Raw genomic sequence first — 13546 nt, forward strand, 5'->3', positions numbered from 1 at the left:
TGGGAGGGGGCGGCTCAGCCGGTGACCGGTCGCGGCCGTACGGCCGGGGCCGGGGTTTCGACCGGTAGCGCGGGCGCGACAGGCCGGAAGGGCCTCAGCGCGGACAGGTCGGGGACCAGGTGGGCCGAGACGCGGCAGGTCTCGGCGGCGTCGGCGAGCGAGAGGTAGGGCGTACGGATGCGGGACCAGCCGCCGGAGGCGTCGCCAGCGACGGCGAGGCCGGGCCGTTCGGCGGGGATGGCGCAGGCGGCGCCGACCGCTTCGGGGGCGATGTCGCCGAGCGCCATCTTGGCGGAGGCTTCATCGTTCACGCGGTGGCAGACCCGCCCGGTGAGCTGGGCCCGCAGCATGGTCGCGCCCTTGCCGAGTTCGGCGCCGAAGCGCTGCCCGCAGACCTCCAGATAGACCCCGGCGGCGCGGCCGAGCTGGGCGAGCCGGATGAGCTGGGTGACCATCTCATCCCGCCGCTCTTCCTCCTTCCTGGTGGCGACGAGGAAGAGTTCCGCGACTTCGTCGACGAACAGCACCACGGGGACGGGCCGTTCGTGCTGGGGAAGCCCCCAGATGTCGGAGGTAATCGTCTCGTCGGGCGTGCTCGGGGTGATCCCTTGCCGGGCCTTGATCAGGTCGTAGCGGTCCTCCATCTCTCTGATCAGTACGGGCAGCAGTTCGGCGGCTTGCCCGGGGTCGGTAGCCAGCGCCGACAGTCGCGGGGCAAAGGGCGCCAGCTCCACACCGCGCTTGCAGTCGATGCCGACCAGGGCAACGGACTGCCGCGCGAGCCCGTTGACGAGGTGGCGCAGGTACATGGACTTGCCAGACAGCGTGGCACCGAGGGAGAGGCCATGCGGGACGGCCCGGTAGTCCCGTACAAAGGGTGTCGCGTCCTCCCGCAGCGCCACGGGCACGCGCAAGAAGCCGCCCACCGCCTTGCGCGGCATACGGACCTTGCGCAGCACGTCGTACCCGACGAGCTGTAGGTCGACGACCCCAGGCTTTACCGAGGTCACGTAGACACCGTGGACACCCCAGGCGTGTCGCAGCCGTTCAGCCGAGGCTGCCACGTCGGCGGGTTCCTGCCCCGGAGCGAGCCGCAGTCGCAGCCGGAGCCCGGTCGTGGTCGGACGGATGAACCCGCGACGAGGCGGGACGGGCCGGATCTCCCGGCGGCTCGTGACTCTGGACGCCAGCACCCGCAGTCGGGAGGGCGCGACGGTCAGGCCGCAAGCCTCCATGACCGAGCCGTACGAGCTGAGCAGCCGGGCCGTGGACATGGGCAGGCCGACGGTGGACCAGTAGACCCCGGGGCGGTTGGCCCGGGTGTAGGCAGCCCCGCCACCGAGCACGGCGACCGGACCACCCACCTCCAGGAGCGTCGTCAGGTCGGTCATCAGGCCGAAGCCCCCATGGCGGCCGGGAAGGCGGCCGGAGTGACGGCGGCGCAGCGGTAGGCGATGCCGTGCCGCTGCTGACCGTTGAAGACGCTTTCCCACGGCCGGGCGATGAGTCCCGGTAGCGAGACCGGTGCGCCGAGCGTCAGCCCGTCGGCCACGCCGCTCTCCGGGACGGTCACCTTGACCAAGGACGACTCCCCCTCCTCGATGTAGACGACGCCGAGCGTCATCAGCGCTTCACCGCTGTTGACGTCCTTGGCGATCTCGCCGGTCTGACGGTCGCGGACCTTGGGCTCGGGCGCCTCGGTCAGGAGGATCGTCGCGGCCGAGGTCTCCACACGGATGGTTCGCAAGGTCTTTTCCATCTACTCGTCTATACGAGATGTAGCCTTCGGACCCGATTTCCGGGAACGGCGACCACCTTGCCATACGGCTTGCCCACTCGTCTATACGAGTATGCCTGTCGGCGTGTACGAGTTGAGGGAACGGCCCAAGGCCCGCCACGGGCGGTCAGGCCCTCACGTGGCCGGAAGCTGGTACGACAGGACGTAGGCGTCTGCCGCCATGACGGTGTCGCACACCTCGACGGCCCGACCGGCGGTGTCGTACGCGGTGCGAATCAGGTGAATGACAGGCACGCCGGACGCGAGCCGGAGCGTCTTGACTTCGGACGGTGCGGGCATCCGGGCCCGGATCTCCTCGTCGAAGTGGTCGAGGTGGTGGCCCAGCTCTTCGAGGCGGGCGTAGATGCCGCCGGGTCCGGGGTTGGGCTCGGCGATGGGCGTTCCGCGCGCGATGTCGAGGGGAAGGTAGGAGGTGGCGAACTCGACCGGCCGACCGTCGAGCAGATACCGGCGCCGCCGAGCGAGCACCCGCCGCACCGACCCCAGCCGGGTGGCGATGTCCTGCGTGGCCTTCTCCTCCTTGACCTCCAGGCTGTCTACCTGGGGGTGACTGCCCGCAGCGTCGACCTCGACGATGAAGGCTGATTTCCCCTGCTCGCGATGGCGCCGGGCGAAGCGGTCGGAGGCCAGACGCCGAACCGGTGGCCGTGGCCGCACGAAGACGCCCTTGCCGTGCTCGGCGTGCACCAGGCCCTCACCCTGGAGAACAGAGAAGGAGTTCCGAACGGTCATCCGGGAGACGCCGTAATGCTCGACGAGTTCCGCCTCAGAGGGCAGCTTCTCGCCCTCCTTGAATCGCCCGCGGTCGATGGACTCGCGGAGCTGGTCAGCAATCTGCCGGAAGACCGCACGATCACTGGTGGGGTCGATGGCGCCGAGCAGTCCAGGAAGAGACGTCACGTGTACTCCTTTAGGTATCTAGACGAGTGGGCGAGTGGTGTTGCTACGGTGGAGAGCCTAGCTATTCGAGAGGGCCGAGGACCTTGAGCACTGACCGTCCGCACTCCGTGAGCGTTGCTGGAGTCATCGTCGACGACCAGGGCCGCGCCCTTCTGATCAAGCGTCGCGACAACGGCAAGTGGGAGCCGCCGGGCGGCATCCTCGAACGCGAGGAGACCATTCCCGAGGCCCTGCAACGCGAGGTGCTCGAAGAAACAGGCCTCAAGATCGCACTTCCCGCGACCTTGACCGGCATCTACAAGAACATGACGGGCTTGATCGTTTCTATGGTCTTCCGCTGTGAGGCCATCGACGGCACGCCCACGACCGGCGACGAGACCCGCGCCCTGCGCTGGGCCACCCGCGAAGAGGTCACCGAACTCGCCGACGAGGCGTACGCGATCCGCGTCCTGGACGCACTCGACGCGGCGTCTCCACCGGCCATCCGCGCCCATGACGGCGTGAAACTCGTCTAGCTCGAACCCGCTGCACATGGCGGCCTACCAGCACGAAGGAACTTGTATGCACGAGTATACGAGCAATATCCGAGTCTGGGGCCTCACTTGCCCAGGTTTCCCCGAAGAGGTCAGCCGGGCCCGACGTTGGACACGCGACATCCTGCGGGATTCGCCCCTGGTCGACGACGCCGCCCTGATCGTCAGCGAGCTGGGCACGAACGCGATCCTCCATACGGCCAGCGGCCAAGGCGGTGGCACCTTCCACCTGGCACTCGCCGTCTCCCCGCAGGCAATCGCCCTATCAGTGAGCGATGAGGGTGGGACTGGGACAGATCCGAAGGTCGAGCACCCGGACGACGACGCCGTACATGGCCGGGGCCTGGGCATGGTCAGCGCACTCGCCCACCGGGTCGTGGTCCACGACAGCGAGGACGGCTATACGGTCACGGCGGAGCTCTACGCGGACAGCCCCAGCGGCGGCGGCAACGAACTCAGCACGTAGGCGGAGGACTTACACGTCACTAGGCACTGAGTTACAACTTTCTTTACTGGTTCAAGGCCCGCGCACGGCGCGGGCGCGCGCCGCCGGGCGCGGCCTGCCTCTTGTCTGCGCCACGGCTGGCCGCGCCCGGCGGCGCGCTGCGTGCATGCGGGCAAGGGCGAGGGCGTTTCCCGCGGGTCACAGACGATGCCTCCGGCGGGGGATCGGCCGGCACCGGGTGGGAGGGGGCGCCGYYCYSGGCCGCGGGCACATCGTGGCGAGCGTTGGGGGCTCCCATCCCGTCCACCGTCAACCCAGGCAGAGCCGAGCAGACGCGGCCCATGGCGTCCAGGTCGTTCGTCCAGTGGGGCGCTCCACCTGGACGCCATGAACCACGCCCGCTCCACAGACGTGTGGGTCAACGGCGGACGGGATGGGAGCTGAAGAGAGTGGTGGGTTTCGGTAGGAGCAGAAGGCCAGTCAAGAGTGCTCTGCCGCACCGACCAACGCGGCGCAGAAGAGACCGAGCACCTGCTCGTGCAAGCCACAGATGATCTTCCGCGTTGCGGCAACCGCGTGCGCGCCTTCCCATTCGATGGGGATGCCGCCAGCTCTCTCGTCGCCCCACACACGACTTACTAGTGCCCGCTCTAGCCTCCAGCATTGATTGAACGTATGTTCGATAGTGCGGGATGGGATAGCTGGCACTGCTAGCTCTAGAAGGTGGTTGGATGGCCGCGTTCACTCGTGCCCATCTGCCATGAGTGCGTCCAGGGGAGGCAAAGGATGAGTCAGGGGACCAGCATTGAGTGGACCGAAGCAACCTGGAATCCAACAACGGGGTGCGATCGCGTCTCTCCTGGTTGCGACAACTGTTACGCGTTGTCCCTAGCTAAGAGGCTCAAGGCGATGGGATCTCCGAAGTATCAGAACGATGGTCATCCCCGCACGTCCGGGCCTGGCTTCGACCTCACCTTGCATCCAGTCGCCTTGCGTCTCCCCTACACCTGGAAGAGCCCGCGGGCAGTGTTCATCAACTCCATGTCCGACCTGTTCCACGCGCGGGTACCGCTGTCCTTCGTCCAGCAGGTATTTCGAGTCGTCGCAGATACCCCGCAGCACACGTACCAGGTACTTACTAAGCGAGCACGCCGGGCCCGGCAAGTCGCAGATCAACTGGAGTGGCCGCCGAACCTCTGGATGGGCGTATCGGTGGAGACGAGTCGCGAACTGCCGCGGGTAGATGACCTGCGGCGTGTACCTGCAGCACTTCGCTTTCTTTCATGCGAGCCGCTCTTGGGCCCGCTACACGGCCTGGATCTGGACGGCATCGACTGGGTCATCGCGGGAGGTGAGTCCGGTCCCCACCACCGTCCGATGGACGAAAGTTGGGTAACCGACATCCGTGACGCGTGTCAGCGCGAGAGCGTGTCCTTCTTCTTCAAGCAGTGGGGCGGTCGAAGCCCCAAATCTCAAGGACGTTCGCTTGAGGGGCGCACGTGGGACGAGATGCCGACGCCAACAGCGGCATAGCGGAATCTGAGCCTCCCCCTCAGGACTGCTGCAAGGGGGGTGCGCATATGCCTTCAACAGCTCAAGATGGCAGGTACCGACATCTACGACAGAGGGGGACGAGGTGTTGGACGAGCCTGACGAGGCGTTCGAGGATGTGGTGCTCGATCTAGCGGGAGAGCGTGCAGGTGAGAAGGACACCGACAGCACAAGTCCGTTCTTCGTAAGTAAGAAGGCGGCTGCCGTTTTGAAGCACGAGATACTGAATCAATATGTAGTTCCTTTCGTGAGTAAGGTCGGGCAGTGGGCTCCCGACAAACGCGTCGTTTATATGGATGGGTACGCTGGGCCCGGACGCTACGAAGACGGAACCCCGGGGTCCCCCGCACTAGTTCTAAGTTCCGCAACGGCAGTAGCGCAGTACAGACGACTAGACAGCTTCTTCATCGAACAACGACGCCCCGACTATGAACGCCTCTCAGCGTTGGTCGAAGAGGCGAATCAGAACGGGACAACAGCGACAGCTCTGCACGGCAAGGTGGAGGACCACCTTGACCACGTATTAGGTCAGGCTGCAGGTGCACCATTGCTTGCATTCATTGATCCCTTCGGCATCGGCCTCAGCTTTGAGTCCTTGACGCAGAAGGTGTTCGGCTCCCGTCCAGGCCGAGGCGCCACCGGTAGAGACGCCACCGAAGTGCTCCTCAACTTCAACGCCAACGCCGTGCGGCGTATCGGGGGGTACCTGAGGAGCACGAAAGTGTTCCCAGCCAAGGAAGCTGGTCTCGCTGCACTGGACACCGCATGCGGAGGTGACTGGTGGCGCCACGAGCACCAGGCGTCACAGGACAATCGAGAGGCTGTAAGGCGCATCGCCCGAGAGTTCGCCAAGCGTGTGGGTAACGCTGTAGGAGCGTACTCGTGGGCGATTCCTGTTCACAACCGAGCCGAGAACCAGCCCGTCTACTACCTCATCTTCATTAGCCGCCACAAAGGTGCTGTCTGGCTGTTCGGTGAGGCTCTGAGCATCGCTCAGGAGAAGTGGCGTCGGGCATGCCAGCCTCTGCCCGCGAAGGGAACCCTGTTCGGACCGGAGTATCTGTCTAATTTATTCGAGGAAGAGGAGAAGAAGCGAGAGAAACAGTGGATAGCTACCATCAAAGACAACGTCCACCAGTTACTGCAAAAGCGGAGTTCCTTCACGGTCGACGAGTGCCACCTGGAAGTGATGCAAGGCACCTTGGGGGTCGCCCGCCAGAAGCACATAAGAGCGGCAATCAAAGAGTTACACAAGGAAGGCAAGACAGGATGCGCCGGGAAAGGCAAAATTCCGACCTTGCGAATCACTAGCCCTTAGACCCTTTACGCGCGTTGACGCGTGCCAACGAGGCCCGCCAGCTTCGAACCGGCCTTGGCCAGGTCCTGAACTGCAGAGACCAGCTGAGCGTTCACTCCGCGGACATAGCAACAGTTCTCTGGGTCGAGCGCGAGCCGGCCGAAATCAGGTGGATCAACCTTTGCCGGCAGGTTGGCGTTCCGCTCGCCTGGCCTGACCAGGAGAACGCGGTCTTCTCCCGTGGCCACGAGGTCACCCAAGACTGAAATGTGAATCCTCCGCGCCTCGGCCCAACCTGAGGCGCCCCTCTTTCACTGGAAATAATTCCAGCCGAACTCGTTGGCCAGAGTGGAGAAATGATGCACCGCAAGCCGTCTGCCAAGATAGCAAGCATCGGCGTAACGCAGACACAACTCGCAATCGAGGCTGAGCTGAGTTGGCTATTCCGTGAGCAGCCAACAGAAGATTACGGCATTGATGCACATGCCGAGGTCGTTGACGCCGAGCAAGTCAGAGGGCGGCTACTTGCCTTGCAGATCAAGAGCGGTTCTAGCTGGTTCAGAGAAAGAAGCGAAGGTGGTTGGTGGTTCCGACCAGATCCTGAACATGTGCAGTACTGGACTAATCACTCCCTACCTGTCGCGGTAGTGCTGTACCACCCAGAGAGAAAACTCTGTTACTGGCAGCTAGTTAATCGCGAGACACTCAGAGAAACCTCTCGCGGCTGGAAGCTGTTGGTTCCCGAGGCCCAAGTGCTCGACCAGAGCGCCAAGGCTCCGCTAAGTCAGGCCGCAGAGGGCGACCCCTACACTCTCCGGATTCGCGAACTTCAGCTTGCGCGCCCATGGATGCGAATGCTGAACACGGGCACGCGGCTAGTGATCGACATTGAGGAATGGGTCAACAAAACCTCGGGCCGCGGAACAATCACCCTGGGTGTGGACAACGAAGACGGCAAAGACCCAGAACAACTTGCCAGCTGGACTGTGTTTTTGGGTCTGTCTAGCTACACCGAAGCAGTTCCGAAACTTTTCGCTTGGGCAAGCGTAAGCCTCCATTCGGAAACCTACGAAGACGCTGAATATGACGACTACCCGTACAGTCGTGACGACTGGGGCATTCTGCACCCGTACGCGAACGGCGCAGGCGAAGTCGACTTCTATCGGTTCGAATTGACGTTAAACGAGCTGGGGCGATCCTTCCTGCTTGTGGATCGATTCGCCACAGAAGGCCTTAGGCAGTTGACTGCGTAGAGAATTTGTCGCTCTCTACGCTGGCCTAGGGCCACGATCACCGTACTAGCCTGACCGTTTCTAGGATCCCACCCGCACGGTAGTGAGGTTGCCCTTCGATGTTCAGCCACCATTCCGGCTGGTTCTGATCGCAACAAAGGATCGCGATCTGTTGCCAGCAAACGCCGTACGGCACCCTGAACTTATGGGAGTACCTACCGCGCGCACGGCCTTCCGCATCACCTTCACCGAGTTCATACCCGACCCTGACGATGACGAGTGCCAACGTCGAGCAACCACGATCCGCGCCGACCGCCTCACGTTCGAAGACGAGTACCTGATCCTGTGGGTCGACGACACCGAGCACGGCCGCTTCTCCATGAACACGATCAAGGCCGTCGAGGTCGCCCAAGTACCTAGCAACAGCCAGCGCGAGGACCCTGACCAGCTCCGCGACCGCTACCCGAACTTCGGGAAGGCTTGGACCGCAGACGACGAGGAGAAGCTCCTCACCCTGTACCGCTCCGGGCAGCACAACTACGAGGAACTGGCCGTCGAGTTCGGGCGTCAGCCCAGCGCCATCGAGTCCCGCCTCAAAAAGCTCGGGCTGGAGCATCTGTGACCGAGGCCCAGGACAGGGAAGCGATCCGCACTGTCGCGCACTTGGCCAACTACGTGCTTTGGGTGCGTGAATGGCCGAGGACGCCAACCTGGCGGGACCGGTTCCGCCGATACTTCTACCCTGAGGCTTATCGCTTCGACCCAGCCAGCACCCCACCGAGGCCATGGGTGGACCGACCAGCCGGCGCGTACGAGCGGACGGGGTGGCGGATACGGGTCGCCTATCTCGGCTCCGACATAGCGTTCGAGGTCGAGTACGTAGTGTGCGTGCAATGCTCGATCGGATGGGTCGAGTCGCCGTACGCCTACCCCGGCTATGAGCGTCACGGACTCGCCTCAGCCGCACTCCGATCACTGCGAGACGCGTACCCCGGACTGGAGTGGCACACGGGCGGCGGACATTTCCGCGAATCTGTACCGTTCTGGGCCTCGGTCGCTGCGAACGTCCCTGGTGGTTATGCGCAGCAAGATCGATGCCTTCATGTGGAGCCGCGGCGCGCACGGTGACAGCAGTTCATGGACCATTTCTGGACGAGTGTCCGTCATGCGATTCATGAGAAGCCTCTGAACTGCGCACTTGTCTGGGACTCAAGAGCCCTCCGGAGCCGTTGCAGTACAGCGGCGAAATGCGTACGTCAGGCCGTACAGCCGAGGAGGCATCTCAGCTGACGAATCTTCGACAGCGGATCTGGACTGTGGCGATGCTGGCGAACGGACCAGTCAGGACCGAGATTGCCACCACGCTCGGATCTCTGCAGCGTGTGCCTTCTCAACCACCGCAGCCACGCCCGCCGGCCACGAGTCAATGGATCCGCAGGCGTCCTCCACCGTCAGCTCCACCCAATTGTCGGGCCAGTGCCGCTCGACCTGGCCGACTGCCTCGCACTCGCGGACCTCTGGCGGTATAGCAAACCGTGCCTCCCGGAAGTCGGCTTCCGCCCTGAAGGAGTCGAGCCAAAACTTCGCACACTCTGCGCGGGCGTGCTGAAAGGTAACGGAGCCGTGGAATACGGCGTGAGTGAACCAGGCGCATTTTCGTACCGCCATACGGTCGAAGTAGGCGTTCTCGCTGAACTGCGATCGCGAGAACTCGGCGTTGAAGCCGAAGTAGCTGTCCCGGAAGTCGGCATAGCCGTGGAAAGCCGCCCATCGGAACCAGCTGATTGTCTCGAAGCGCGCCCTTTGGAACGATACCTCATACCCCAGGAACACGGCTCCGACAAATCTCGCCTCTCCTACGAAACGCGCACCGTCGAAATGGGTTTCCCCCTCGAACTGTGCTTCGTCGAAGTCTGCGTGGCGGAACTCGCAGCCGTTGAAGTACACGTCGCAGAGAAATGCCTGTTTCAGGTCGACGTCCATGTCTGGCCAGAAGGCAGAGTTCGTGGCAGTCGCGTCCTCACCGCGTTCGGGTCGCAACCGGCCAGCCAGCACCATCTGAGCGGTGCGCCTGACCTGGCCCTCGCCAGCGTCACTAGGGTCCGGAGGGATGCGGAGGTAATCACACAGCTCGTCGACAAGGCGCTGCCGCTTCTCGTGGTACGTGTCCCCAAGGTCTCCCAGCGTGCGCAGAGCGGCCATGCGTACGTGAGGTGACCGGCTGTCCAGGTGATCCACCGCCTTCTGATGCAGCACCTCGAAGGGGACCGAGTGGGGATCGTCCTTCTGGTTGGGTTTCGCAGTCGAGGTGATGGGACCGGCAGAATCGGAGCGGAGCGGTTGCAAGCTCAATTTCTGGTGAAGGCGTTCTAGTTGACCGTGCTTCTCGCGCCACCAGTCGAGTGCCACTGGGGTCGATAATCCACCACGCTCGTCCGCACGACGAGCGCAAGCTGCGACCCATTGTTTGACGACGTAGAAGTCTTGTGGTCTGGCGTGGCCTCCGTTCTCGGTCTTCGAGACGGTCGCGGCGGCGACCCCGATGGCTGTGGCTAGCTCACGCACGGTCAGGCCGGCCTCTACACGCAGTTGGCCGAGCAGGCCGCCGAATCGCCGGATGGCCGCGTTCCAGTCCATAGCCACGTCGTTCACATCTGCATCCTCTCAGGGTCCTCCCGCGCGTTCGTCGATCACCAGGAAATCCATTGCCGCCCTGTCCGGGGGGCGTTCGCGGTCGGTTCGCGATCACCGCTCGCCAGGGCCAGCGGTGGTCAACCTCGTTCTGACAACAACCGGATGAGTAGGAGGGCGACCATGAACATGAGTGGCCGTGTGGTGCTGGTCCAGGTAGACGAAGCGGCTGAGAGAACGACGGTGATCGTTGTACACGAAGGGCAAGCCGGTGCGATGGCCGTACCGGAACCGCTCCACAGGTGTCGGCTGAGCGTAAGGCTGGTAGCGGGCATGCTGGTCCGGGCGCTCAGCGGTTCGGTCGCCCTGGCACTGATGCACGGGACACAGGGGGCCCGCTGGGCCGAAGTTTTGGACTGGCTAACGTCCTAGCCCGGTCCATAGAGCAGTGGCAAAGACATAGGCGTGCCACTCTCATGCCAGATACCTCGGGGAACCACGGTGAATGACGGGTGCGGTGACGAGGCAACTCGCCTCCGATCTGCCCCCGTTACACCAGGTCAGGCCCTCAACCTGCCGGCTGGTAACCCGAGCTTCCCAAGCTGAGATCATCAGCGCTTGGGACCCTTCCTTCTTCACAATGCGCGACAGCGTGTGCTCAATAGAGTCGTATGGACTGGACTGCGCCCCTGAGCGCGATAGCCGGCGCACTCGCTGGCATCGTCGCGACCTTCGTTGTAGACCGAGACCGCTGGAAACGTGCCCAACGGGCAGACTCCCAGAACGTTCTGCGGGAGGCTTTCGTCATCTACCTCTCTCACCTTGCCCGCGCAACAGAGAGCATGCGCTTCGCCTCAGAAGCTGCCTACGACACGCCTGAAGATCGCAGGCGCGCAGTCCGGGCCGCCTTCTCAGAGTCCGGTCTGTTCGAGCAACGGTTCAGCCTGACAATGCTTGCCCCGCCTCGCGTGGTCGAGTTGGGCGTCGACGCATTCCGCACCGTCCGAACTCTGCGCGATCTACTCGCGAACGGTGCGCTCGTTACTGATGGCACCTTCCAAACCGCACAACACACCTACTACAAGGCCGTTCAGGCCACCGCATCCGCCATGCGCCAAGAACTCGGCATCCCTGAATTGCCCTTCAACCCCTTGGCGTCCAGCCACGACACCCGCGCCCAGCGGCACCCCTGAACGCCCTTCCAGGGCGCGCGCTCTTGTGAGAGAAACCCGGCCTTGGGGCAGCACGGCGCGGCCGAGCCCCGTCTCAGATTCCGTCTCATTCAGCGCTGTTCACCGCTGTTCATCAAGAACCGCGCGCCGAGTTCGCCTCACGAGCAAGCCGCCTATGAACGCAGGTGAACGCCCTCGAACTGAGCCCAGCACCCCACCAGCACGGTTGGAAAGCGTGTTGGGGGCAACCCCTCACGAGTTCGAATCTCGTATCCTCCGCACCCGCCCGCAAGGGCAGACGAAGGCCCCGACCGGTTCGTCCGGTCGGGGCCTTCGTCGTTCTCGGCCTCGATCTGCTTCGTCACCGGATCCAACGGCACCGCCGAGGCCGGGCAACACCCAGAGCCCCCGGGAGGGGCGACAAGGACCAGAAGCAAGGCACCACAGCGTGACGCCCGCCACAGAGGCGACCACCTCGTGGGCCCGCAACGAGAAGCAACCGCTCGGATCGGCCACCCAATCGTGCGCGCCGCCCGCGCGGAACTGGGTCGTCGAGGTCAGCGCCACCTGTCGGCGTGCACGAGTTCAGGGAGCGGCCCAGCATGCCGCATCACCGGCGGTCAGGCCCTCACGTGGCCGGGAGCTGGTACGACAGGACGTAGGCGTCCGCCGCCATGACGGTGTCGCAGACTTCGACGGCCCGTCCTTCTAGGTCGTACGCGGTGCGGGTCCGGCAGCGGTTCGGCAGGCCGGGCGCCGCGATCTGCGTGCGCGTCCGTCTCAGGTTCCGGCGCGCCCCCGGCCCGGGGCCCCGTGGGGGCAGGCGCCGCGTCAGGGTGCGTCGCGGAGGGCGCTCAAGGGGGCGGGTCGCGAGCGGCCGATTGGCCGCGAACTACCCATGGGCATGGGGTAGTTGCGGTATTAAAATGTCCGTGCGCGGACAGGTTGCGCGCGTTTGTGCGGGATGGCCGCCGTCGGGCTCACGGTCCTGACGGCGGCCATCGGCGAGGGCGGTGCGGCTCCCCTCCGGCCGTCCTCGCATCTGACGTCCTCACCGGCCCATCTGGGATGAGCGGGAGTGCATCCCAGCCGTGCGCGGGGCCGGGAGGACGGAGCGCTGGAGCCGCAGCTGTCGGCGGTGCGGCTCCAGCCGCTCGTCGGTGCGGTGGTCTGGGCCCGGGGTCAGGGGGCTCGGAGTGCCCGCGGACCCGGCGGCGGACGCCGGGCGCGGCAGCGGGCGGGCACGGGCAGGCGGACATCTGTTCGGTGCCGCCTTTCCCCCGGCAGTAGAACCCAGTTCGCCGGGCCGCGCCAGGGCGCCTTTCGGCCGGGGGCGGGCGACCGCCCGGAGTGCCGCCGCCACCGGCTCCGGATATGTTCCGTATGTCCCCGGCGACTGCGGTGCGGGAACCCGGGTACCCGGGGCGCCACCTGTTCGCCGGACTCAGCGCTGTTGAGCGTGGAAAGCGGAGCGCCATGACGGAGCGGTTCACGGCGGCGGACCTGGTCCTGTCCGCCGCGGCCCACGACGAGGCCGAGGACCTGCCGCGACGCCTGTGCACGGCACTGTGCGAGGGCCTGCCGGTCGACGGCGCCAGCCTGTCCTTCCTCACCGACACCCCCTACCGCCAGCTCCTGTGCGCCTCGGGAACGCTCTCGCTGCGCCTGGAGGAGCTCCAGTTCCTCGCGGCCGAGGGGCCCTGCGTGACGGCCGTCACCAGCGGCGAGCCGGTGCTCGTCAGCGACTTCAGCCTCCCCCTGACGCGCTGGCCGCTGTTCGAGGCAGCCATGCAGGAGGAGCTCAAGCAGATTGGTGCCGTGTACGCCTTTCCGCTCGCCTTCGACGACAAGGTCTTCGGCTCGGTGGAGCTCCTGCGGCACGAGCCGCTGGTCCTCGACGAGGAGACGACCCGGCAGGCCGAGACGGCCGCGCGCACCGTCGCCAAGGTCATGCTGCCCGCCTTCTGGCAGCTCCTCGCCCACGGGG

The 13546-nt window shown here is 64.8% G+C and carries 12 protein-coding genes and 1 pseudogene; 8 read left to right on the plus strand and 5 right to left on the minus strand.

What is annotated here, in order from left to right; genetic code table 11:
• Positions 1-14: 14 nt before the first annotated feature.
• The 3 genes from AB8Z36_RS07695 to AB8Z36_RS07705 all read right to left on the minus strand — a co-directional run bounded on the left by AB8Z36_RS07695 (position 15) and on the right by AB8Z36_RS07705 (position 2698).
• Positions 15-1391, minus strand: a complete 1377-nt coding sequence (locus AB8Z36_RS07695; protein WP_369212441.1) for an FtsK/SpoIIIE domain-containing protein — start codon at positions 1389-1391, stop codon at positions 15-17.
• Complete coding sequence (locus AB8Z36_RS07700; protein WP_369212442.1) at positions 1391-1747, minus strand: SCO3933 family regulatory protein; 357 nt, start codon at positions 1745-1747, stop codon at positions 1391-1393. Before AB8Z36_RS07700 ends, AB8Z36_RS07695 begins: the two co-directional genes overlap by 1 nt.
• A gap of 165 nt (positions 1748-1912) precedes the next feature.
• Positions 1913-2698 (minus strand): GntR family transcriptional regulator, encoded by a 786-nt coding sequence (locus AB8Z36_RS07705; protein ID WP_369212443.1) that lies wholly within the window; start codon positions 2696-2698, stop codon positions 1913-1915.
• A gap of 107 nt (positions 2699-2805) precedes the next feature.
• On the opposite strand from AB8Z36_RS07705, the gene AB8Z36_RS07710 reads away from it, so the two are divergent.
• From AB8Z36_RS07710 to AB8Z36_RS07735, 6 genes are all read left to right on the plus strand, one after another.
• Positions 2806-3213: an NUDIX hydrolase gene (locus AB8Z36_RS07710; protein ID WP_369212444.1), complete on the plus strand. Its 408-nt coding sequence runs from the start codon at positions 2806-2808 to the stop codon at positions 3211-3213.
• A gap of 46 nt (positions 3214-3259) precedes the next feature.
• On the plus strand, positions 3260-3697 hold the full coding sequence (locus AB8Z36_RS07715; RefSeq protein ID WP_369212445.1) for an ATP-binding protein: 438 nt from the start codon (positions 3260-3262) through the stop codon (positions 3695-3697).
• 765 nt (positions 3698-4462) lie between these two features.
• Positions 4463-5209 carry a DUF5131 family protein gene (locus AB8Z36_RS07720; RefSeq protein ID WP_369212446.1) on the plus strand — a complete coding sequence of 249 codons (747 nt, stop codon included), beginning with the start codon at positions 4463-4465 and terminating at the stop codon, positions 5207-5209.
• A gap of 106 nt (positions 5210-5315) precedes the next feature.
• A complete protein-coding gene (gene tcmP, locus AB8Z36_RS07725; RefSeq protein WP_369212447.1) occupies positions 5316-6545 on the plus strand; it encodes a three-Cys-motif partner protein TcmP in 1230 nt (409 codons plus the stop codon).
• A gap of 335 nt (positions 6546-6880) precedes the next feature.
• Positions 6881-7777 (plus strand): DUF4365 domain-containing protein, encoded by an 897-nt coding sequence (locus AB8Z36_RS07730; RefSeq protein ID WP_369212448.1) that lies wholly within the window; start codon positions 6881-6883, stop codon positions 7775-7777.
• Positions 7778-7961: 184 nt separating this feature from the next.
• The gene (locus AB8Z36_RS07735) at positions 7962-8378 is read left to right on the plus strand and encodes a hypothetical protein (protein ID WP_369212449.1); all 417 of its coding nucleotides are present in this window, start codon (positions 7962-7964) and stop codon (positions 8376-8378) included.
• Positions 8379-9097: 719 nt separating this feature from the next.
• Here the strand turns inward: AB8Z36_RS07735 and AB8Z36_RS07740 are convergent.
• Positions 9098-10408: a pentapeptide repeat-containing protein gene (locus tag AB8Z36_RS07740; RefSeq protein WP_369212450.1), complete on the minus strand. Its 1311-nt coding sequence runs from the start codon at positions 10406-10408 to the stop codon at positions 9098-9100.
• A 650-nt stretch (positions 10409-11058) separates the two neighbouring features.
• Here AB8Z36_RS07740 and AB8Z36_RS07745 point away from each other — a divergent pair.
• Positions 11059-11580, plus strand: coding sequence for a hypothetical protein (locus tag AB8Z36_RS07745; RefSeq protein WP_369212451.1), 522 nt, complete (start codon positions 11059-11061; stop codon positions 11578-11580).
• A 607-nt stretch (positions 11581-12187) separates the two neighbouring features.
• Here the strand turns inward: AB8Z36_RS07745 and AB8Z36_RS42265 are convergent.
• A pseudogene (locus AB8Z36_RS42265) lies at positions 12188-12373 on the minus strand (GntR family transcriptional regulator); the annotation flags it as partial.
• A 662-nt stretch (positions 12374-13035) separates the two neighbouring features.
• On the opposite strand from AB8Z36_RS42265, the gene AB8Z36_RS07755 reads away from it, so the two are divergent.
• Positions 13036-13546: GAF domain-containing protein (locus AB8Z36_RS07755; protein ID WP_369212452.1), on the plus strand; the 511-nt coding region annotated here is incomplete at its 3' end.

Source organism: Streptomyces flavofungini, from assembly GCF_041028215.1.
Lineage (GTDB): Bacteria > Actinomycetota > Actinomycetes > Streptomycetales > Streptomycetaceae > Streptomyces > Streptomyces flavofungini_B.

Excerpts from the sequence above, each read along its gene's own strand:
- AB8Z36_RS07695 (WP_369212441.1), bottom strand. The coding sequence starts at position 1,391 with ATGACCGACCTGACGACGCTCCTGGAGGTGGGTGGTCCGGTCGCCGTG.
- AB8Z36_RS07715 (WP_369212445.1), top strand. The coding sequence starts at position 3,260 with ATGCACGAGTATACGAGCAATATCCGAGTCTGGGGCCTCACTTGCCCA.
- AB8Z36_RS07720 (WP_369212446.1), top strand. The coding sequence starts at position 4,463 with ATGAGTCAGGGGACCAGCATTGAGTGGACCGAAGCAACCTGGAATCCA.
- AB8Z36_RS07730 (WP_369212448.1), top strand. The coding sequence starts at position 6,881 with ATGATGCACCGCAAGCCGTCTGCCAAGATAGCAAGCATCGGCGTAACG.
- AB8Z36_RS07735 (WP_369212449.1), top strand. The coding sequence starts at position 7,962 with ATGGGAGTACCTACCGCGCGCACGGCCTTCCGCATCACCTTCACCGAG.
- AB8Z36_RS07745 (WP_369212451.1), top strand. The coding sequence starts at position 11,059 with ATGGACTGGACTGCGCCCCTGAGCGCGATAGCCGGCGCACTCGCTGGC.